Raw genomic sequence first — 21,558 nt, 5'->3', positions numbered from 1 at the left:
CTTAAAGTATAAGAAGCTCCTTACTAGAGGAAGTAATGATTTCACACCCTGATTCGGTAACCAGTACGTCATCTTCAATTCTGACACCAGCCTCATCTGGTAAATAAATACCTGGTTCAATAGTGATGAGCATATTTTTCTCAATAATGTCCTTAGATGTTGTGGACATAAAAGGAAGTTCATGAATTTCTAATCCAACTCCATGACCAGATCCATGGCCATAGTACTCACCGTATCCTTTGGAAGCAATGAAATTTCGTGATAAGGCATCTGCTTCCTGGGCAGTTATTCCGGCTTTGATGCCGTTAATCTGAATGGTCAATGCATCATTCACGATGGTGTAGATTTCTTTCCATTTATCACTAATTTCCCCAACTGCGACGGTCCTTGTCATATCAGAACGATAGCCATTATATAAGGCACCTATATCCAAAGTGACCAAATCGCCTTTTTCAATTACCTTCGAACTGGCAACTCCATGTGGAAGGGAGGAACGGTAACCCGAAGCGACAATCATGTCATAACCGGATGATGTAGCACCATTATCACGCATGACACGTTCTATTTCATTGGAAACCTCTATTTCCTTAACCCCAGGCTTTATAAAATTTAAAATATGAGTAAATGCTTCATCCGTTATTTTGGCTGCCTCTTTTATGCAGTCTATTTCATCTTGCGTTTTTATCGAACGGATAGGTTCTAACAAATTGGTTACAGGTATTAAGTCGGATTCAATTGCCTCGTTATATGTATGAAAGTCATCATAGGAAATATTCTTCGATTCAAATCCTAATTTTTTGATCCCTAATTGATGGACCAACTTAGCAAGTTTATCAATGTCTCGGCCCGCATTAACTACTTCAAATCCTTTTGCTTGCTTGGTTGCTTGGTCCATATAACGGAAGTCTGTTAATAAAAGGGATTTCTCTTTTGAAATTAAAACGATTCCAGCAGTTCCTGTGAACTTGGTTACATATCTTCTGTTAAAGCTATTGGTAATCATTAAGCCATCAATCTCGTAATCTTTAAATGTATTTCTTATTTTTTGTAGAATTGTCACAATAGTCATCTCCTTATTTATGTACTCATATTTAATCATGCAAGTTTCATACCAACAAAAAGCTAATCGTATAGAAGGATTTTGTATCATGTTCACATAATTGTATAAATAGTTAGAAAATTAAGTTTACATGTTTAAATTTTTGTACGATTTTCAGTTCGTCTTAATAAGAGATTTATTTTCAAATCATTCCCTATGTAGCTTTCTTTGTATAAGCAGTATTTTGGCATAAAACTTGCTTTAAGTTCTATAACGGGACATTAATAGCTTTTCACTAATCGGGAAGGAGGCAAATAAAACAGGAGCTCCTTGTTCCAAATTTTAAAAATTTTATCAAACCGTAATTTCATCTTTAGTAATTATTTTCAGACATGTAAGTCAAACAGTTCAAGATGAAATTAATTAAAAAGGGGAGAATTAGTTTGAAAATGAGAGGAACAATTTTGTGTGTGCTTCTTTTAATGATTGTAATTTTAGTTGGTTGTTCTACTAAGACAGATGAAAAAACGGCAACCGACCAGGAGGAGCCTAAAGCAGGATCTGAATCAGAAAGCTCACAAGTGTTAAACTTGGTTGAGGGTGGAGATATCCCTACAATGAACTCCACGGGATTAATGGATGTACTATCTGGTAAAACGTTAAACAATGTCATGGAAGGTCTTTATCGACTTGGAAAGGATGATAAACCAGTACCTGGTATGGCAACAAGCTACGATGTTTCAGAGGATGGAAAAACGTACACTTTTCATTTAAGAGAAGATGCTGTTTGGACGAATGGTACTCCAGTAACAGCAAATGATTTCGAATATGCATGGAAAAAGTCACTTCATCCGGATACTATGTCACCGTACGCTTACCTTTTTAATGATATAAAAAATGCTGCTGCTATTCAAGATAAGGATGATTCTTTATTTGGAAAGGTTGACGAATTAGGTATTAAAGTTATTGATGACTATACATTTGAAGTTGAATTAAGGAACGCAGTCCCTTACTTTGTAAGCTTAATTTCTACAGCAACCTTTTTTCCACAAAATCAGGAATTTGTGGAATCACAGGGTGATCAATATGCTCTAGAGGCAGAAAACCTAATATATAATGGACCGTTTGTTCTAGATTCATGGAATCATGGTGAAGGATGGACCTATAAAAAGAATGATCAATATTGGGATAGCGAATCTGTTAAATTAGATACCATTAATGTAAAGGTTGCTGAAAATGTAGCGACAAGAGTGAACCTTTATGAAACGGGGGAAATTGATTTAACTGAGATTACTGGTGAGTTCGTCAGTCAGTATGCAAGTAGTGATGAATATCAACCTCTCCTAAAGCCAGAAGTATTCTTCATTCGAATGAATCAACAAAATGAATATTTAGCAAATGAAAATATCCGGAGAGCAATCGATATGGGATAAGGAAGCAGCTGCAGAAACAATTCTGAATAATGGTGCTATTGCAGCCAACTTCTTAGTACCTAAGGAATTCGCTTTTAATGATGCTGGTGAAGATTTCAGAGATAACTATGAAGGCTTTAATACTGGCGGAGTGGAGGAAGCTCAGAAGTATTGGGAAAAAGGTTTAGAAGAGCTTGGTGTAGATAGCATTGAATTAGAATTATTGAGCTATGATGGTGATGAAAGGGGCGCGGTATCGTCTTATGTTAAAAACCAATTGGAAAAGAATCTTCCAGGTCTAACAATTTCCATTGATCAACAACCTAATAAGCAAAAGTTGGCAAAAGAATCTAGTATGGACTATGACTTAACCTATTCTGGTTGGAGTCCTGATTATCAAGATCCGATGACATTTATTGATTTGTATTTGTCAGAAGGTCCAAATAACTGGTCTGCATATAGAAATGAGACATTTGATGATTTAGTGTTGGGTGCGAAAAATACAACAGACTTCGAGCAAAGATGGGAAAACCTTCAAGAGGCAGAGCGAATTCTAATTGAAGAAGATGTCGCCATTTCTCCAATGTATCAAAACGGTCAGGCATTATTAAAGAAACCTTATGTGAAGGGCTACGTTACACACCCATTCGGGGTATTCGCAAGTTATAAATGGGCTTATATTGAGGGGAAATAAGTATTCCCTGAAAAAAAGGAGAGGCTGGGACATAACTAGCCAAGAATAACCTAAAAATGGTTCCCATCATCGGTTTTCGATGATGGGAACCATTTTGGTTTGAATTATGGTCACCATCTATGGTTGGATTTGCATTCATGGCCGTGTACTTTCTCAAGTTTACCGCCATGAATGCAAATCCCAGTTCCTTTTCTACTTTCTCTTTACCTCTCACCGACATACGGGTGAAACGCAAATTAGCCTTCAGAAATCCGAAGACGGGTTCTACATCTATTTTGCGTTTGCCATAGATTTTCCCCGTTTCTTTTTCCGAAAGCTGCTGTCTCGTATATGCTTTTTGGTTTTCCCACTTTTCATTATAATAGATCTTTCGATTGTTTCCTTCCTTCGCTTTCGTACATTGCGAACGTAACGGACAACCGAAACAGTCCTCACACTCATAGACGTTATATGTTCTTGTATAACCATATCGGTCTGTTCGATTGGATAGATAGCGGAATGTTAATTTTTTATCGTTTGGACACGTAAACGCATCTTCGATCTCATCGTAATGCCAATTGGCTACGTTAAAGGCATCCTGCTTATATTTCTTTTTCTTTTCTTTCCGGTATTGGTTATACGTAATCAATGGCGTGCGTTTCCGATTTTCGATGACGTCTTCGTAATTTTGTTCACTCCCATAGCCGGCATCCGCGACAATATAGTTGGGTAGGTCAAAGAAGTGTTCCTCAATGTTATCCAGGAAAGGTGTGAAGGTACGCGTATCCGTTGGATTCGGAAACACGTCATAAGCGAGCGCATACTGTCCTTCTGTCGCAAGTTGCACGTTATACCCGGCTTTGAGCTGGCCGTTTTTCATGTAATCATCCTTCATGCGCATGAAGGTGGCATCGTGATCCGTTTTCGAATAACTGTTGCGCTCTCCGAAGATGGCCATATCGTGTTGGTATTTTTGTTTGCGCACCACAAAATCCTTGAATTGCTTGCCGTATTGTTTAGGGGTTTTGCGCTCAGAACGAAGCTGTTTCCGTTCGCTTACGTCTTCACTTGCTTCTATCTTTTTATCATATTCACCAACCGTCTCCTCCAGCTTTTCCACCACTTTTTCGAGTTCTTGGCTGGATAGTTCCTCCATACTTTCCCGTTCTATTTCCGGAATGATTTCTTTCTCCAACAGTTCTTCATACATCCGGTTAGACTTTTCCACTAAACGGGAACTGTACTTTTCCGTCGCTTTGCGCCAGACAAACGTAAACTTGTTGGCATTCGCTTCGATTTTCGTTCCGTCCATAAAAATGGCTTCTTCCTCGATGACGTTTTCCCGGACAAGCTGACAACGGAATTGGACAAAGCACTGACGCAATAGTTCCTTTACCTCCGGATGGACACGGAAACGGTTAATTGTCCGGTAACTTGGTTCATACCCCTGGGCCAGCCACATCATCCGGACACTGTCTTTCAGTAATCCCTCGATCTTTCTGCCAGAGAACACCGACTGCGTATAAGCACATAAAACCACTTTCATCATCATGCGCGGATGATAAGCCGGACATCCCGTTTCACGCAGAAATCCAGTGAATGCCTCATCTGGAATAGCTTCCACGACATCATGGACGGCATAGGCGATATCGTTTTCCTGTAGTTTGATTTCCAAATCTAGCGGCAAAATGACTTGATTCATGTTATACTGTTTAAACATAAGGATACCTCCGATTCTGTTTGGGTGTGGTAACTTTAACATTATCAGAAGGTATCCTTTTTGCGTACATTTTTTTGGGATTTTATTAAAAAAAGAGTGACACTCACTGGTTTATGGTGTGGGTGCCACTCTTTTTAGTTACTGGGTTTTGTCCCAGCCTCTTTTTTATGAAAAATATAACCGAGCTTCCATAAAGGTGAACTCGGTTTTTACGTTGAGTAAGGTTTTAATAAGAAATGGATCTTCTACGATTGGTAGAAGAAGGGATACCAAGCTGTTCACGGTACTTAGCTACCGTCCTTCTTGAGACTAAAATATTCCTATCTCTTAGAAGTACAGTTAATTTTTGATCAGACATTGGCTTAGTAGGGTCCTCACGTTCAATTAGTTCTTTCATTATATGTTTAATCGTATAGGAGGAGGTGGTCAGACCATTTGATAGTTGAATAGCAGAAGAGAAGAAGTGTTTTAATTCATAGACACCAAATGGAGTTTGAACATATTTATTATTGGTTGCTCTACTTACAGTTGACTCATGTACATCACATATTTTGGCTATTTCTTTCAAGGTTAGCGGATTAAGATGACTAGGTCCTTTTTGGAAGAAATCCATCTGTTTATAAGTAATCGCTTTCATTACATTGAAAAGAGTAATTCTTCGATGTTCTATACTTTTATTTAACCACATCACATGTTTATACTTGTTTTTCAAGTATTTTGCTGTAGGATTTTGTTTATTTGAAAAAGTATGGAGCATGGGTTCATAGTCGGAAGCAACACTTATTTTAGGCATAACTTTATCGTTAACTTGAATAGTCAGTTTGTTATTTAAAATTTGGATATGTAAATCTGGAATAATATAGTTTGTTTTTATATGGTTGTCAAAAAGGGAGCCTGGTTTTGGATTTAAGGTTTGAATGATTTCAAAAATTTCTTTGACCCTGTTCAAAGAGATGTGGAGTTCCTTGGCGATTAACTTCCAATTTCTCATCGATAGTTCAGTTAAATAGTATAGGACGACATTTTGGGCATCCTTATGATTAGGGTAATAGTAGTCTATCTGAATAGAAAGACATTCCTTTAGATTGGAGGCACCTACTCCAATAGGTTCTAATTGTTGAATGATTTTAATAGCATGCTGCACATCTTGCAAGGACACGCGAAGATGGCTCGCACTGTCTAGTGGCTCCTCTGCAAGGTAGCCGTTTTCATCTAAGGTTAATATAAGGTAATCCACTATATATTTTTCCTGTTTAGACAATGACAAAAAAGAAACTTGACTGATTAAAGAGTCGTGGAGGGAATCTCCTTCTTTAGAACGAAAAAAGTCCAGTGGGGATTGGTAGCTAGAACCACCTACAGAGCTTTTTTTATGAGAATAATTTCGCCCTTCCATTTGTAACTGTGGTTCTTCTAATTCGATTAAAGGATTGTCTAACGCCTCATTTTTAACGAATTCAGCTAACTCAAGTGACGAGAATTGTAAAATGGATATAGCTTGCTTCATTTCGGTTGTCATCGCAAGTTTCAATTTCTGTTCTTGAAATATCCCTAAATCTAACATGTGATCTCCCCCCTTTTTAGAAAATACACTTCTAATATATTTTAATGTACAAGAATATATAGCGAAAGAATCTCTTGAAAGGAGTGGAGAAAGACCAAAGAACTCTTTCCCCACTCGATTTTCGTTACTTATTTATATTTTATGGCGCATGTTTTCAAATTAGAATAGAAGTTCAAGGCTGCTTGACCTTGTTCACGTGTATGTGAGCTGGATTGTTTTAATCCACCAAATGGTGCTTGGTATTCTACACCTGCGGTTTCTAAGTTAGCTCTTACCATGCCAATCTCTGCATCCTCTAGAAACTGGTGAGCTTTACTTAAGTCATTTGTAAAAATAGAGCCACTTAAACCATATTCCGAGTCATTCAATATCTCTATTGCATCTTGATAATCTTTTGCTTTGATGACTACTGTTAGTGGTCCAAAAATCTCTTCCTTTGCTAACGGATGGTCATTGGCAACTCCTGCCACGACTAACGGATTTACATAATAGCCTTCGTATTCAGGTTGATCTTTATTTTCATAGATGATTTCTGCTTCTTGTTTGGCTAATTCTACATACGACTGTACTTTTGCGTACTGGGCTCTTGATGCTACTGGTCCAAGGTAGCTGTCTTCATGTAATGGATAATCTAATCGGACATTTTTCATTTCCTTTTGTAATGCAGTAACGAATTCATCATAGATAGCTTCTTCGACAATAATTCGACTGGAAGCTGTACATTTTTGTCCCGCTGAACGGAAAGTACCGCTTAAGATAGGGGCGACAGTTGTACTTAAATCTGCATCTTTTAGCACCACTGCAGCATTTTTTCCGCCCATTTCCGTTTGATACTTTATATTTCTTTGTGCAGAAATCGCGGCTATATTCGTTCCAGTAGCTGTGGAGCCTGTAAAAGATAACCCATTAATGCTTGTTCTCTCAACGAGGTAGGATCCAATTTCACTCCCTTTACCGATAACTAAGTTGATGACACCCTTTGGAATTCCAGCTTCCTCAAAAATTTGGCAAAGTTTATATGCACTAAGAGAACTATTCTCAGCTGGTTTCCAAACAACGGTATTGCCACAAATAAGTGCAGGAGCTAGCTTCCAAATTGGGATAGCAACAGGAAAATTCCACGGTGTAATTAAGCCAACCACGCCTAAAGGAATTCTCTTGCTATATTGGAGTACTCCTTGTGCAGTAGAAGGAATTACGTCTCCATCTGATCGAACACCTTCGCCAGCATAATATCTAAGTAATTGGACACCACGTGCCACTTCGCCTTTCATTTCACCTATAGGTTTTCCCATTTCTTTCGTGGCTAACTCAGCTAGTGCCTCAGCATTTTGCTCTAATGCATTGGCCATTTTGTATAAATACTGTCCACGTTCATTACCGGTTGTAGACTTCCAAGACTGCAGGGCGTTTCGCGCAGACTCTTCTGCTGCTTTTACTTGCACAGAGGTAGACAAAGTTAACTCTCCAATCGTTTCCTTTAGATTGGCCGGGTTCCTGACCGTTAATGGATCACCGTCTCCTTTGACCCATTCGCCGTTGATCCAATTTTTGGTGATTACTTGTTGGTCTAGTAATGTCACGATATCCGCTCCTTTCTCAGATTAAACGTTTACGTGTTTGTTTTTTGCTAGTAAGAAAGCATTTTTAATATCAATATACTCTTCATTTGTTAATGGTAAACGTGGTGGTCTTGTTGGCCCTGCTGGTTGTTCGGCAAGTTCCATCATGTACTTAATTGCTTGCACCAACTGGGGTTGTGCATCAAAGTGAAACAATGGTAGAAGTCTTCGATATAAAGGTAAGGCTTCTTCTATTTTTCCTGCTCTAGCTAGGTTAAATAATTCAATACCTTCTTTTGGAAGAGCGTTAGGGACGCCGGAAATCCACCCCGTTGCTCCACTGAGTGGTCCTTCCATTCCTAGATCATCGACCCCAATTAGAACTTCTAGATCTGTTTTTTCTATAATATCGTGGACTCTTCTAATATCACCGCTGAATTCTTTTACCGCGACCACGTTTTCGATTTTGCTAAGTCTTGCCAACAAATCTGGAGTTAGGTCTGTCGCATAATCACGCGGATTATTATAAGCGATGATTGGTATTCCGACATTTGATAGCTGTTTATAATGGTAGATAACTTCATTTTCTAATGGATTGTAATTGATTGGTGGTAGTGCCATAATCCCAGCTGCACCATTATCTTTTGCATGTTTAGCCCAATAGATAACATCCTGTGTAGCGGCAGCGCCAGTACCTACGATTACTGGGACACGGTTGTTACTAGCCTCGATAACGGTTTCGACGACCTTAGCTCTTTCTTCATGTGATAAAGTAGCATATTCTCCTAATGAACCAGCAGGAACAAGTCCATCCACGCCTTCGTCTATTAACCAATTGCAAATTTCCGTTAATCTTGTAAAATCTACGCTGTAATCCTTTTTCATAGGGGTAACAAGTGCTACGTGTACTCCATTAAATTTTGTCATCTAACATTCACTCCTTGTTTTTAGTCGATGTTCATGTCACTAAATGATTAGTGGCCGCTTATTAGTATAAATAGCTTCTAACCTAGCGACTTTTTGAACATACACCTTTAGTCAATTGTTAACTTGCAAGTTCTATGCCAACTTCTTAGATTACTAGATGATGATTAACTAAATATGGTCGATATCCTATTTTCTTTATCACCTTTATCACTGTAAATTAATAGGTTTCGGCAATTTCATGTATCGTATTTCTTCCATTTTGTATGTCGGCATCAAACTGAATCAGTGCATGTTGTCTTTCGTTATCTACCTGTTTAATCGCATCATCCAATAGTTGGGACTCATGTAATTTATGGGCACCTTTAGCGATTGATAATCCTGCTACAGTTCCTTGTGCCTTTGCCACCTTGGCGCTTTCAATTCCGGTTATGTTGCCGGCTACATACAAATTGTGAATCGGTGTTTCCATTTGATCATTGTGTACAGGAACATGACCGCCTAGAGAAGGTATGTACTTTAATGGACAATTGGTCATGCCGATTAATTCTGTTAGAGGATATAGTCCTCCAGCAATGCATACAAAGTCCACTTCTACTATTTTTTCAGTACCCTGGATAACGACTCCAGATGGTGTAATATCTGCTACTTTAACACCTTCGACCTGCTTTTCACCTAAGATTTCAACCACCGCCCGTCTAAGTTGAATCGGAATCTTCCATGCTTTAAATCCATTCCTTGGATAAGCTTGAACAGCGGTTTTTTTAATAAAGGAAAATTTATTTGTAATAGCTCCTCCTAGCTTAAAAAGGGGAGAGGGTGCGAGATGGACCAAATCTAGTAAGTTATCAAAAACCGTTGAGGGATTTGCACCTTCATTAGTTAACAGATTATAGGATGGTAAAATAATTCCTTTGATGTTTACTCCAGATAACTTTAATTCACGAGCGATGGCCATAGACAATACGTTAATCCCAATTATGACTCCGTTTTGGCCAGGTTTTACACGATGTACATTAGCCATAACTTGTGCGGCTCCAATCGACATGACACCAGGCAATGTCCAGCCAGGGACAGGTACGCTTCGCTCTGCAGCTCCAGTTGCTATGAGAAGGTAGTTGCTTTTATATATTCCTTTGTCTGTCTGGATTAGCCAATGATCGGTCTTGTTCTCCATATGGTAAACACTAGTTCCAAGGTGGAATTCAATCGGTAAATCATTTGTTTGCTGATATAGTTTTTCTGCTTCTTCCACCCCATTCCACCAGATGCCATCTGGCTCCTTATGTAACTGTCCCAACAGCCTACCACCAGGTTTGATGAATTCATCTATGACCATAACCTCAAGGTCATTTTTTGCCGCAGCAATTGCTGCGGATAATCCAGCAGGACCAGCCCCAATAATAATCAAGTCAACCATGGTTCATCTCCCTTTCTGTCTTTTTAAATGGTGTTGGGAGTTTCTGTCCGGATTGGACGACCATTCCATTGGTAACTAGGGTAAGACATGCCCTATATCCTTCTTGACCATCCACAGTGACACGACATTCAAAGCAATGGCCAATATTACAGTAGATCCCCCGAGGTGCCCCTGTTTCTTCATGGACGCGTAAGTTCCGGATACCGTTGGCAAGTAGGGCACTTGCAATCGTATCCCCTTGATAAGCCATATATGTTTTATTATTAAATTGGAATTCTATTTCGATTTGTTCTCGGTCTATGTCTAATACGGGGTGTTTCGTTATTCTTAATGAAGACATGATTAATCCTCCTTGAAGGTGTTGAATGGAATTGGTCGAACCGGAGGGCGAAAACTTAAGGATAAAGTATCAGGGACTTTCTCCCTTTTTAGGTCAGAAACAATTTTTTCAATAAGATGACGACAAGTACGCCCCCCACAGTAGCCCATACCCGCACGAGTTCGTAATTTGATTTCCCTTGAGGAACAGGAGTAGTTTTCTGCTGTGTTATAAATATCTTCATAACTAACCTCTTCACAGCGACAGATGATCAATTTATTATTTTCCACAAGTAGTCCCCCTTTTTTCTATTCAAATAAAGTAATGCAATTATTGTGCCAAAGTATAAAGTGAACCACATTTTGTATGGTCCAGGAATGAAAATATCAATTTCTAATAAATTAGACATAACTGTCTAGAAATATATACATACGCTTATGCTTATGGGGTTTCTCTAGAATTCGTAATAATTGGAATGAAACTTGCAATAACATAAGAGAAAGGGGGAGAGGTTGTTTTAATGAAAATTAAACTTTGGGGAGGAATTATATGAACAACGTGCAAAAACCTCGAATGACGGAAGTACTGATTGTACTGTGCTTGTTTCTGGTTATCATGTTTTTATCGGTTTCCACATTTGCTTTACCCATTCAACTGGCACTATTTGCCTCTTGGTTTTTATTCATTGGATTAGGATTAAAGTTAAAACACTCGTACAAAGAATTACAAGATTCAATTACCAAAGGAATTTATAATGGTTTAGAAGCCACATTAGTTTTATTTACTGTAGGTGCCTTAATTGGGACTTGGATAGCTGGCGGAGTTGTTCCGGGGCTTATCTATTATGGTTTGCAAATTATACATCCATCGATTTTTCTGTTGGCTACAATGATTATTTGTTCCGTTACCGCACTGGCAACAGGTACTTCATTTGGTACGGCGGGAACAGCAGGTATTGCCATGATGGGAATTGGGGCTAGCTTTGGAGTTCCATTGCCTTTAGTTGCTGGTGCTGTGTTATCAGGTGCTTACTTTGGTGATAAAATGTCACCACTTTCGGATACGACGGTGATGACCGCGTCTTTATCCAAGCTTGATGTGATTGACCATGTAAAGGGCATGTTACGAATAAGTTTGCCCACCTATTTAATAACTGCCGTTTTATTCACTCTAGTAGGCTTCTTTTACGTCAATAGTGCAGCTGATTTAAGTCAAGCAGAAATAGTAGCTTCAGCTTTAAAAGATAACTTTTCAATTGGCTGGTATGTATTAATCCCAGCAGTTGTTGTTATTATCCTATTGGCGTTGAAAAAGCCTTCGATTCCAGTTATCACCTTTGGAGCGTTACTAGGTGTTATTTGGGCAGCTTTATTTCAAGGGATGGATATTTTGGAAGCGATTACAACAGCTTATAATGGATTTACCATTGAGTCAGGAATCGATTTTCTAGATCAGCTACTGAATGCTGGTGGAATCACAGCAATGCTTGGTGTTATTGCACTTATTTTACTTGCGCTCGGTTTGGGAGGCTTGATGGAGCAGATTGGTGTTTTAACTGCCTTTAGTAATATGTTTAGAAACTGGGTGGAAAAAGGTGAAAAGAAATCCGGACGTCTTACTGTTTCCACAATTCTCTCCGCATTTTTTGGTAACGTGTTTGGTAGTGCAGCGTACGTTTCGATGATAACGGGTACAAAAGTTACAGAACAGCTGTACGATGAAATGAAGGTTGACCGCAGAGTCCTTTCTAGGAATACGGAAGCTGGGGGAACTCTTACAGCACCAATGGTCCCATGGACAGATGCAGGGGTGTACATGACAGCGGTACTCGGAGTTTCTACCATAGAATACTTGCCATTTATGTGGTTGAATTTTGTCAGTATTATTGTAACGATATACTTTGGATATAAAGCTAAACACTTTTGGTTGGATGAAAAAGATGAGACAAAAGTTGATCAATCAGCTTAAGATTAAAAAGAGACAACGCTTTTATGTGCGTTGTCTCCTCTGATACTTAGTCAACTATTCCTAACTTGTTCATCTTATTATATAAAGTAGCTCTAGAGATTTTTAATAATTGAGCTGCTTTATTTTTATTCTCATTTACTTCTTGCAATGCTGCCTCGATTAATATCTTTTCATGTTTTGCTAAAGCGTCTTTTAACGGTACTATTTGATTGTCATCCATAGGTATGGCTTTATTCAACAGAATATCTTCATGACTAGTAAGATTGGAATTTGGCTCAAATGGTAAATCATACACGTCCAAATGTCCTCCTGAAGAAAAGACAACTAGTCGTTCGATTGCATTTCTAAGCTCTCTTACATTACCGGGCCATCGGTGGTTTAATAAGGCGCTCATAATCTCCTTTGGAATTTGTTGAACTTCACGATTATACTTTGTAGAAAATTCATAAAGAAATAAGTGGCTTAACTCTATTATATCCTCCACACGCTCTCTAAGTGGCGGAATGGTAATGCTAATAATATTTAATCTATAGTATAAATCTTCCCTGAATTTCCCCTGACTTACTAATTTCTGTAGGTCTTTATTCGTAGCCGTAATAATCTGACAGTCTGCCCTTTTTTGTTTAGTACCTCCAACTGCATAGTACGTTCCTTCCTGCAAAACTCTCAGCAGTTTCACTTGCATTTCCAATGGTAATTCGCCGATTTCATCAAGGAAAAGCGTACCTCCCTTAGCTAGCTCGAATTTTCCTTTTTTCCCGTGTGAATTGGCACCGGAAAAGGCACCCTTCTCATATCCAAATAGTTCACTTTCAAACAATGATTCTGGTATGGCACCACAATTTACGGGAATAAAGGGCGCTGCATCTCCGGTCCGAATATCATGCATAGCCTTTGCAAATAACTCTTTACCAACTCCAGATTCACCTAAAAAAAGAACTCTAGCTTGGGTTGTACCAATTTGTTTAACTTTTTCTAGCGTTTTACTAATAGCAGTACTTGACCCTTTGATGGAATGGAATGGATTGTAGGATGGCCGAATTCTAGAAACCTCTTCTCTTAAATTTTTGATTGTCTTGTTCGCATTGTTTAATTCCTTATTTAAAAGAACTTGATCCGTGACATCTGTTTCTGCTACAACCGCACCTATAATTTTGTCACCGATTTTAACTGGGTTCGTATTGATCAGAACAAACAAATCCTCTCGTGGTTGGTGCTGCTTTCGACGTACACTTTCTCCTGTCTCCACTGTTTTTATTATTTCTAACATAGAATCTTCGAAAAAGTGGTTCATTGGCTGTCCAATAATTTCATCTCTTTTAATGGAGAAGATTTTTTCTGCACCACTTGTCCATGCAACCGTAATTTTGTTTTCATCGATAACGGAAATACTACTATCCGTAGTTTCTAATATGGTGTCGTGGTAGGTTTTTAAATAGTGGTAACTAGATAGTGCTGTAGATGCTAGTTCTGAGGTGTTTATGTATCCAACAGGAGACCCGTTATTCTCAACTAGTAAGCGCTCACATTTTATGGATGGAATAATGCTGTACCAATCTTCATTTAGTTGTATGGTTTCCGAAACTGCCCATGGCATTTTATCTATAGGAACTTTGAGCGTAGATAGGGTGCGGAAAATATCAGATGCAAGCGATAGTAATGTTTCGGATCGGTACCAAAAAAGGAAGGTATCGCTTACTAGGATTTTTTTATCGATATCCTCATGGGGATTATTAATGACAGAAAAATTCGTGTTGGTTAACTCCTCAATCGTTGGTAAGATATGCTTCACCGTAATCCCTCCCGAATTCTTCATTCCAGCTATATAAAAATTTAAACACATCTTTCGTTAATTGTCTAACTTCCTAGAAAGGCAGAATCCGACAGATGTATGTGAATCATTTTAAAGTTTAGTGTTTCATTCTTCCTATTGTTTGGCACGGTATTTGCATTAATTTTAAAAGGAGGGGGGAAGGACATTGAAACAATTAAATACAGAGGTAGCTATAATTGGTGGTGGCATTGTGGGATGCGCTGTTGCTTATTATACGGCAAGACTTGGTTATGAAGTGACAGTAATTGAAAAAGGTGAATTAGCAAGTGGGACCAGTTCTCATTGTGATGGGAATATATTAGCAATTGACAAGGACCCTGGATTCGATAGTCGAATGGCTCTGGAGAGTCAAAGGTTGATTGGCCAGCTTGTAAACGACCTACCTATGGATTTTGAGTATAGACAGCCTGGAAGTATTCTAGTTTGTGAGACAGAAGAAGAGATGGTTGCGGCTGAGAAGTGGGTTACTTCACAAAAACAAGCAGGATTGCCCTTTCGGATGCTGGATCGATCTGACTTAAAGGCTGAATCACCCTATTTAGCAGACGATTTATATGGTGGCTTGGAGTGTGTGTCTGATTCAACAGTAAACCCCTATATGCTAACCTACGCTCTTTTTGAAGGAGCTAGACAATACGGAGCCCAATTATTAACACATTGTCCTGTCAAAAACGTTTTTTACAAAAACCCATATGAATATATCGTAGAAACGGGTGAAGCAACCGTTACCGCAAAATATGTAATTAATTGTGGTGGTGTTTGGGCACCATCAATAGGAAAAATGTTGGATCTAAACATCCCTATTTTTCCAAGGAAAGGTCATATTTTAGTATCCTCGCGTCAAGTCCCTGTATCCCCAAGAAAAGTGATGGAATTTGGATATCTAATTTCAAAGTTTGGTGGGGAAAGGGTAGTGGATAAAGAAACAGAAGAATACGGTGTTGCTCTAGTGTTTGAGCCTACCCAAAGCCAAAATTTCCTACTAGGATCTAGTAGACAATTTGTTGGATTTGATACAACTGTTAATTGGGATGTTGTCAAAACTATGGCAAGGAGATGTATGCGGTTTTACCCGAAACTTAAGGACATGAGCTTGCTTAGAGTTTATGCAGGTCTAAGACCTTGGACAAAGGATAATTTACCTATTGTTACAGAAGTGGATCAATATCCTGGCTACTATATTGCTGCAGGGCATGAGGGAGATGGGATTGGTTTATCGGCTATAACTGGGAAAGTAATCTCTGAAATGATAGACCGTAAGCCTCCATCCATAGACATAAGCCATTTGCGTCTAGATAGATTTAAAGAAGAAGGTGTTTTTCTATGAAACTAGATAAGCTCGTCACAACTATAGACACGCATACAGGAGGGAATCCGACACGAACCATTCTCAGCGGGGCTCCGAAATTAGTAGGCAATACGATGAGTGACCGAATGTTATATATGAAAAAACATTATGACTGGTTTCGCCAAGTATTGATGAATGAACCTAGGGGCCATGACATAATGTCCGGTGCAATTCTTCAAGAGCCATGTCATCCAGAAGCAGACATTGGAGTCATCTACATTGAGACAGGTGGTTATCTGCCAATGTGTGGACACGATACGATTGGTTTTTGTACGGCATTAATCGAAAGTGGTTTGATTGAATATGAAGAACCCCTCACTGTACTCACGTTAGATACCCCGGCCGGCTTAGTAACAGTTGACATCGAAATAGAAAATGGAAAAGCAAAAACCGTTTCTTTTAAAAATGTCCCATCATTCTTTTATAAAAAAGTAGATGTTGATGTAGATGGAATAGGGAAAGTCACGGTGGAGATCGGTTATGGTGGCAACTTTTATGGAATAGTGAGTGCAGATAAAATTAATTTATCGTTACAAAAATCCAATGCTAGTGAAATCATTGAAAAAGCAATAGCGATAAGAAGAGAAGTGAACCGTAATATAGAAGTCGTTCATCCGGAAAATGCCTTTATTAAAGGGTTAACGCATATCGAATTCTATACATCGCCCGAACATCCAGAGGCACATGTGAAAAATACGGTTGTTGTTCCTCCTGGTGGGATTGATCGGTCGCCATGTGGAACTGGAACCTCTGCAAAAATGTCAATATTATTTGCCAAAGGCGAGCTTGGTTTAAACGAAGAGTTTATTCATGAAAGTATTGTTGGTTCTATTTTCCGTGGCTATATAACAGAGGTTACGAATGTCAGTGATTTTCCGGCGACGATAAACTATATTGGTGGGTCTGCCTGGGTTACTGGCCATCATCAATTTTTACTAGATTATGATGATCCACAGTGGAAAGGTTTTCTATTAATTCCAGAGATGGAAGAACATTAAGGGGTGGTACTGTTGAGAGTAAACCATTTTATTCATACGACTGATGTTCATATTGCAGGAGCACCATTACGTATTATTTCCCAACATGGACTTAGGACACAAAGTTCAATGCAAGCCTACCAACAGGAGCTCAATCAAACCAACCATTTGTCCCAATGGAATAGCATTTTACAAGAACCAAGAGGCCATAGCGAGATGATCTTATGCATCATCACACCCCCAGTTTCAAATAATGCAGATGCAGGAGTTCTGTTTAGAAATGTAGAAGGTAACGTGGAATTCCTAAACTCTGGAATGATCGGAGTAGCAACCGTTCTCGCTGAAACAGGTAATCTAGTAAAAGATGAATATATTTTTGATTATGTCACAGGCCAATGTAGGGTGCACTTAGTATTTGACCATGAAAAAAATCAGGTGAAGGAAGTTAAAATAGTAGAATTGGCAACAGAACATACGGAACAGATTTCTGGAACACCTGTGATGCAAGTAAATGAAGACAACTTGGCAATCATAAATGTGGAGGATGTAAATCTATCCCTTACGATTGATCACTTAAATGGTTTGAAAAAGAGAGCAACGGAAATTTTTAAAAAAGGTAGTTTCCACTATATCGTATTTTATCAATTGGACAACGAAGGCAGCTTTCGAATCCTCACTATTGATTGGTTAGGTCACATTGATCGCTCACCCTATAATGGTGCTACTGCTTTCGTTACTTATTTATATAAAAAGGACCGCGGACTGTTCAAGAGTGGAGGTTACACGGTCACGAACTTTTTAGGCCATACGGTACATTCGCGGATTAGGGAGATGGATAACGGTTATTCCCAGATTGAGTTAACAGGAAAGGCTTATATTACTGGATTTCACCGATTTGTGATTGACCGGACGGATCCTTTGAAAGGTGGGTTCTTGGTGAAATGAGTGTTAACTTAGCTATTAAAGAAAAATCTTATGAGAGATAACAAGAAAGATATTAGTAGAAAGGAATGTAAGAAAATGGATAATCAGCCATTTCATTCAAGACTAGCAAAATTAAGGAATCATATGAACAATGAAGAGATAGATTTATTAATCATTACTTCCCCTGTAAACATTTTTTATTTTACAGGGTTTTATTCAAATCCTCATGAAAGAATTATGGCTCTTGTAATTGATGCTGAAAGGAAAGATGAATATTTATTTGTTCCTTTACTAGATTTTGACACTGCCAAAAATGCGTCCTTTATTCAGAATATAGTAACGATTTCTGATTCTGAAGATCCGTATCAAGTTTTTGCATCAACCGTAAGCAAAGATGCTTCTATGATAGGGGTTGAAAAGAGAGAATTGTCTCTTTTTCAGTATGAGCAATTAGTGAGCAAGTTTCCTAAATCTAATTGGACAGATCTTGAAAGCTTTATCACTTCCTTACGTATTAATAAGACACCAGATGAGATCACTAAAATTCGCAGCGCGATACATATGATTGAGGAAGTCATGGAAGCAGGAAGGAAAGTAGCAAAGGTTGGCATTACTGAACTAGATTTGCTTGCGGAGCTGGAATATCATATGCGAAAAATTGGATCTGATGGCCCATCTTTTGACCCGATTGTTTTAACTGGAAAAAGAGCTTCGCTTCCCCACGGAACCCCGGGACGAGTGGCTATTGAAAATAATGATTTTCTCCTCATCGACATGGGGGTTCGAACAGAGGGGTACTGTTCAGACATTACGAGAACGTTTCTGGTAGGAGAAGGAACGAAAGAACAAGAAAAAATTTATAATATAGTACTTGAAGCCAATCAAAAGGCAATAGAAGCGGTTCAAGTGGGTGAAAGTCTAGGTAAGATAGACATCGCGGCAAGGGAATGGATAAAAAATTCTGGTTATGGCGATTACTTTAACAATCGAGTTGGCCACGGTATGGGGATGGAAGTCCATGAAGCACCGTCTGTACATGAATTAAATACAGATTTAGTCGCACCGGGAATGGTTTTTACAATTGAACCCGGAATTTATATTCCTGAAATTGGCGGAGTGAGAATTGAAGATAATGTCTATGTGAATGAAAACGGTGAGGTGGAGGTGTTAACTCGTTATCCTAGGGAGTTAATTAGGATATAGAAGAACATCTAATAAAGTCGAAAAGGCAGGTTGAGAAATTCAACCTGCTTTTGCTATCGATAAATCTTTTTCACTTATTACTAACTAAATTAGTACCGGCGATCATCAGTTCTGAATTTAGCGCATCCCGGCTAATAGGATAGCACCTTCAAATTGATCTCCATCCAGATTGGTCATTGTTAAGAAATTCAACATTCCATTGGGTGGTACAGTCCTTGTTCTTGAGTCCAAGCGTCCCGATCTTTCCAATCATATTGATTGATTAAATAGTTGTTCGACCAGTAAGATCCAAAACAGGGTTGACACTAAAAAGAAAGCGCTTTATAATCAACTCATAAAATATATGTAACCGGTTACCTATTGGCCGCTAGGAGTGTAATGATAATGGCAACTATTAGAGATGTAGCAAAACATGCCGGAGTTTCTGTGGCCACTGTATCTCGAGTTTTAAATAATAATGGCTATGTAAACGATGAAACGAGAAAGAAAGTTATGTCTTCGATTGAAAGGCTAGAGTATCAACCAAATGAATTGGCTAGATCCCTTTATAAAAGAAGTTCAAAAATGATTGGGTTAATTGTGCCAGATATAATGAACCCGTTCTTCCCAGAACTAGCGCGAGCAGTCGAGGATATTGCAACAAGAAAAGAATATACATTTGTGCTTTGTAATTCTGACGATCAGTTAGTCAAAGAACAGAAGTACTTTAATGTGTTAAAACAAAAATATGTAGATGGGTTTATTGTTGTCACAAGTACGTTAACTGCCGAGCACACTAATGGAATGAATGTTCCGATTGTTGCACTTGACCGTCCAATTGCAAAGCATATTCCTTCCTTTATGGTTGATAACTATGAGGGGGCAAAGATTGCTGTTCAGCACTTATTGGATAACGGTTGTAAGAAAATAGCACATATACGTGGACCTGAACAAGTATATAATGCAAAATTGCGACTTCAGGGTTACATAGATACCGTTTCTCATTACCCGTGGTTCAATGAGAACTTAATTGTAACAGGAAATTATAATCTTTCCCTTGCTAAGGAAGTGGCTATTAAACTATTAAAGAACAATCCTGATGTGGATGGTATTTTTGCTGGGAATGACGTTATGGCTATCGGTGTAATAAAAGCTGCGGAAGAACTAGGGATTAACGTTCCTAATCAGTTAGCAATTGTCGGCTTCGACGGAATTTCTTTAGGAGAAACAACATCACCGACATTAACGACCATTCAACAACCTATCTATGAAATGGGCTCAAAAGCAACAGAGCTACTTATCAAAATAATTGAGAAAGATCGGACATTGCAGGATGACTTACATGTTCAGTATCCAGCAAAGTTGCTGAAAAGACAGTCTACACAAAGAAAGGCATGATGGCATGGCACAGAAAAGGGTAACAGTAATTGGCAGTATAAATATGGACATCACCGTTCATGTCGATCAAATCCCTCAACAAGGGGAAACAATCATGGGGCTTGGATCGGCTAATTATCCAGGAGGGAAAGGGGCCAATCAAGCTGTCGCAGCCGCTAAACTTGGTGCCTATACAAGTATGATTGCAACTGTCGGAGAAGACATGTTTGGACACCAACTCATGGAGAATTTGAGAAAGAATAAAGTTTTTGTGAGTAATGTGGAACCGGTTACATATCTGGAAACTGGTACAGCAATTATTTTGCTATGTAATAATGACAATCGTATTATTGTAAATTCTGGTGCTAATTCATCATTGACAGAAGAGGTTTTAATAAGAAATAAGGATACCATTCAATCTTCAGATGTTGTATTACTTCAATTAGAGATTCCGCTTCCATCCGTTTACCGTGCAGCAAAAATTGCAAAGGATGCTGGGGTTAAAGTTATTCTAAATCCTGCTCCTTATCATAATTTGCCTACTTCTTTATTAGAAATGGTGGATTATATAACACCTAATGAAACGGAAGCAGCAGCGCTATTAAAGGATTCTGAAAATCCTAGAGCCTTAAAAGATAAGTTGATTATTACGAATGGAGAAGACGGAATTTCCTTCTATGAGCGGAATGAAGAGAAAAGGATTCCTTCCTTTTCTGTACAAGTAAAAGATACAACTGGTGCAGGAGATGCATTTAATGGTGCTTTTGCCGTGAAGATTGCAGAGGGTTATAGCAAAGAAGAAGCATGTAAATTTGCCAATGCAGTTGCGGCTATATCTATTACGAAAGTAGGGGCGCAATCTGGGCTCCCTAATTTAGAAGAAGTAGAGAATTTCATAACAAAAGGAAGGTGACAGCCATGAAAAAACACGGGATATTGAATAGTGAAATTTCTAGGGTCCTTTCGAAACTGGGGCATACGGATCAGATTGTAATAGCGGATTGTGGACTACCAATTCCTGACGGTGTAAAAAGAATTGATTTAGCTTTGAAACTTGGAAGTCCTTCCTTCCATGAAGTGTTTTCAGTTGTTTTAGACGATATGGAAGTTGAAAAAATGATTTTTGCTGAAGAAATTAAAGTGAAAAATTTAAAACTCCATAACAATCTGATGAAAGAAGCGGATGACTTGGAACTGGAATACGTTCCTCATGAGGACTTTAAAAGAGCATGTAAAGATGCAAAGGTTGTAATCAGAACTGGAGAAGCAAGTCCTTATGCAAATGTATTATTGCAATCAGGTGTCATCTTTTAAA

Annotated in this window: 17 protein-coding genes and 1 pseudogene; 9 read left to right on the top strand and 9 right to left on the bottom strand. The window is 38.6% G+C overall.

Going from position 1 to position 21,558, the window contains the following annotated elements:
* Position 1 precedes the first annotated feature (1 nt).
* Positions 2–1,060, bottom strand: a complete 1,059-nt coding sequence (locus tag KO561_RS16790; RefSeq protein WP_231094463.1) for a M24 family metallopeptidase — start codon at positions 1,058–1,060, stop codon at positions 2–4.
* A 392-nt stretch (positions 1,061–1,452) separates the two neighbouring features.
* Here KO561_RS16790 and KO561_RS16785 point away from each other — a divergent pair.
* Positions 1,453–3,145 (top strand): annotated as a pseudogene (locus KO561_RS16785) (peptide ABC transporter substrate-binding protein).
* On the opposite strand, the gene KO561_RS16780 reads toward KO561_RS16785, so the two are convergent.
* From KO561_RS16780 to KO561_RS16750, 7 genes are all read right to left on the bottom strand, one after another.
* Complete coding sequence (locus KO561_RS16780; RefSeq protein WP_231094461.1) at positions 3,087–4,844, bottom strand: IS1182 family transposase; 1,758 nt, start codon at positions 4,842–4,844, stop codon at positions 3,087–3,089. The pseudogene KO561_RS16785 and the gene KO561_RS16780 overlap by 59 nt on opposite strands.
* Before the next feature lie 226 nt (positions 4,845–5,070).
* Complete coding sequence (rpoN, locus tag KO561_RS16775) at positions 5,071–6,408, bottom strand: RNA polymerase factor sigma-54 (RefSeq protein ID WP_231094460.1); 1,338 nt, start codon at positions 6,406–6,408, stop codon at positions 5,071–5,073.
* 128 nt (positions 6,409–6,536) lie between these two features.
* Positions 6,537–7,991: an aldehyde dehydrogenase family protein gene (locus KO561_RS16770; protein ID WP_231094458.1), complete on the bottom strand. Its 1,455-nt coding sequence runs from the start codon at positions 7,989–7,991 to the stop codon at positions 6,537–6,539.
* A 21-nt stretch (positions 7,992–8,012) separates the two neighbouring features.
* Positions 8,013–8,897 carry a 4-hydroxy-tetrahydrodipicolinate synthase gene (gene dapA / locus KO561_RS16765; protein ID WP_231094456.1) on the bottom strand — a complete coding sequence of 295 codons (885 nt, stop codon included), beginning with the start codon at positions 8,895–8,897 and terminating at the stop codon, positions 8,013–8,015.
* Positions 8,898–9,114: 217 nt separating this feature from the next.
* The gene (locus tag KO561_RS16760) at positions 9,115–10,314 is read right to left on the bottom strand and encodes an NAD(P)/FAD-dependent oxidoreductase (RefSeq protein ID WP_231094455.1); all 1,200 of its coding nucleotides are present in this window, start codon (positions 10,312–10,314) and stop codon (positions 9,115–9,117) included.
* Positions 10,307–10,654, bottom strand: coding sequence for a (2Fe-2S)-binding protein (locus KO561_RS16755; protein ID WP_231094454.1), 348 nt, complete (start codon positions 10,652–10,654; stop codon positions 10,307–10,309). Before KO561_RS16755 ends, KO561_RS16760 begins: the two co-directional genes overlap by 8 nt.
* A 2-nt stretch (positions 10,655–10,656) precedes the next feature.
* On the bottom strand, positions 10,657–10,923 hold the full coding sequence (locus KO561_RS16750; protein WP_231094453.1) for a (2Fe-2S)-binding protein: 267 nt from the start codon (positions 10,921–10,923) through the stop codon (positions 10,657–10,659).
* A 259-nt stretch (positions 10,924–11,182) separates the two neighbouring features.
* On the opposite strand from KO561_RS16750, the gene nhaC reads away from it, so the two are divergent.
* Complete coding sequence (nhaC, locus tag KO561_RS16745) at positions 11,183–12,601, top strand: Na+/H+ antiporter NhaC (RefSeq protein ID WP_231094444.1); 1,419 nt, start codon at positions 11,183–11,185, stop codon at positions 12,599–12,601.
* 46 nt (positions 12,602–12,647) lie between these two features.
* On the opposite strand, the gene KO561_RS16740 is transcribed toward nhaC, so the two are convergent.
* A complete protein-coding gene (locus tag KO561_RS16740) occupies positions 12,648–14,393 on the bottom strand; it encodes a sigma-54 interaction domain-containing protein (protein WP_231094443.1) in 1,746 nt (581 codons plus the stop codon).
* A gap of 187 nt (positions 14,394–14,580) precedes the next feature.
* Here KO561_RS16740 and KO561_RS16735 point away from each other — a divergent pair, with 187 nt between their 5' ends.
* The 7 genes from KO561_RS16735 (at position 14,581) to rbsD (ending at position 21,557) form a co-directional block, all read left to right on the top strand.
* Positions 14,581–15,762 carry an NAD(P)/FAD-dependent oxidoreductase gene (locus tag KO561_RS16735; RefSeq protein ID WP_231094437.1) on the top strand — a complete coding sequence of 394 codons (1,182 nt, stop codon included), beginning with the start codon at positions 14,581–14,583 and terminating at the stop codon, positions 15,760–15,762.
* Positions 15,759–16,781, top strand: coding sequence for a proline racemase family protein (locus KO561_RS16730; RefSeq protein ID WP_231094434.1), 1,023 nt, complete (start codon positions 15,759–15,761; stop codon positions 16,779–16,781). The genes KO561_RS16735 and KO561_RS16730 overlap by 4 nt, the downstream gene beginning before the upstream one ends.
* A gap of 12 nt (positions 16,782–16,793) precedes the next feature.
* Positions 16,794–17,705, top strand: a complete 912-nt coding sequence (locus KO561_RS16725; protein ID WP_231094432.1) for a proline racemase family protein — start codon at positions 16,794–16,796, stop codon at positions 17,703–17,705.
* A 75-nt stretch (positions 17,706–17,780) separates the two neighbouring features.
* The gene (locus KO561_RS16720) at positions 17,781–18,887 is read left to right on the top strand and encodes a M24 family metallopeptidase (protein ID WP_231094431.1); all 1,107 of its coding nucleotides are present in this window, start codon (positions 17,781–17,783) and stop codon (positions 18,885–18,887) included.
* Between the two features lie 384 nt (positions 18,888–19,271).
* The gene (locus KO561_RS16715) at positions 19,272–20,264 is read left to right on the top strand and encodes a LacI family DNA-binding transcriptional regulator (RefSeq protein ID WP_231094429.1); all 993 of its coding nucleotides are present in this window, start codon (positions 19,272–19,274) and stop codon (positions 20,262–20,264) included.
* A 4-nt stretch (positions 20,265–20,268) separates the two neighbouring features.
* Positions 20,269–21,156 carry a ribokinase gene (rbsK, locus tag KO561_RS16710; RefSeq protein WP_231094427.1) on the top strand — a complete coding sequence of 296 codons (888 nt, stop codon included), beginning with the start codon at positions 20,269–20,271 and terminating at the stop codon, positions 21,154–21,156.
* A gap of 5 nt (positions 21,157–21,161) precedes the next feature.
* Complete coding sequence (rbsD, locus tag KO561_RS16705) at positions 21,162–21,557, top strand: D-ribose pyranase (protein ID WP_231094425.1); 396 nt, start codon at positions 21,162–21,164, stop codon at positions 21,555–21,557.
* Position 21,558 lies beyond the last annotated feature (1 nt).

Origin of the sequence: Radiobacillus kanasensis (assembly GCF_021049245.1) — a bacterium.
Classification (GTDB): domain Bacteria; phylum Bacillota; class Bacilli; order Bacillales; family Amphibacillaceae; genus Radiobacillus; species Radiobacillus kanasensis.
Note: the sequence above shows the minus strand (reverse complement) of the source record. Positions and strands in the feature narration are given on the sequence as shown.

Bases quoted from the DNA above. Each gene is read 5' to 3' on its own strand.
- KO561_RS16780 (WP_231094461.1), bottom strand. From the start codon at position 4,844: ATGTTTAAACAGTATAACATGAATCAAGTCATTTTGCCGCTAGATTTG.
- rpoN (WP_231094460.1), bottom strand. From the start codon at position 6,408: ATGTTAGATTTAGGGATATTTCAAGAACAGAAATTGAAACTTGCGATG.
- dapA (WP_231094456.1), bottom strand. From the start codon at position 8,897: ATGACAAAATTTAATGGAGTACACGTAGCACTTGTTACCCCTATGAAA.
- KO561_RS16760 (WP_231094455.1), bottom strand. From the start codon at position 10,314: ATGGTTGACTTGATTATTATTGGGGCTGGTCCTGCTGGATTATCCGCA.
- KO561_RS16755 (WP_231094454.1), bottom strand. From the start codon at position 10,654: ATGTCTTCATTAAGAATAACGAAACACCCCGTATTAGACATAGACCGA.
- nhaC (WP_231094444.1), top strand. From the start codon at position 11,183: ATGAACAACGTGCAAAAACCTCGAATGACGGAAGTACTGATTGTACTG.
- KO561_RS16730 (WP_231094434.1), top strand. From the start codon at position 15,759: ATGAAACTAGATAAGCTCGTCACAACTATAGACACGCATACAGGAGGG.
- KO561_RS16720 (WP_231094431.1), top strand. From the start codon at position 17,781: ATGGATAATCAGCCATTTCATTCAAGACTAGCAAAATTAAGGAATCAT.
- KO561_RS16715 (WP_231094429.1), top strand. From the start codon at position 19,272: ATGGCAACTATTAGAGATGTAGCAAAACATGCCGGAGTTTCTGTGGCC.
- rbsK (WP_231094427.1), top strand. From the start codon at position 20,269: ATGGCACAGAAAAGGGTAACAGTAATTGGCAGTATAAATATGGACATC.
- rbsD (WP_231094425.1), top strand. From the start codon at position 21,162: ATGAAAAAACACGGGATATTGAATAGTGAAATTTCTAGGGTCCTTTCG.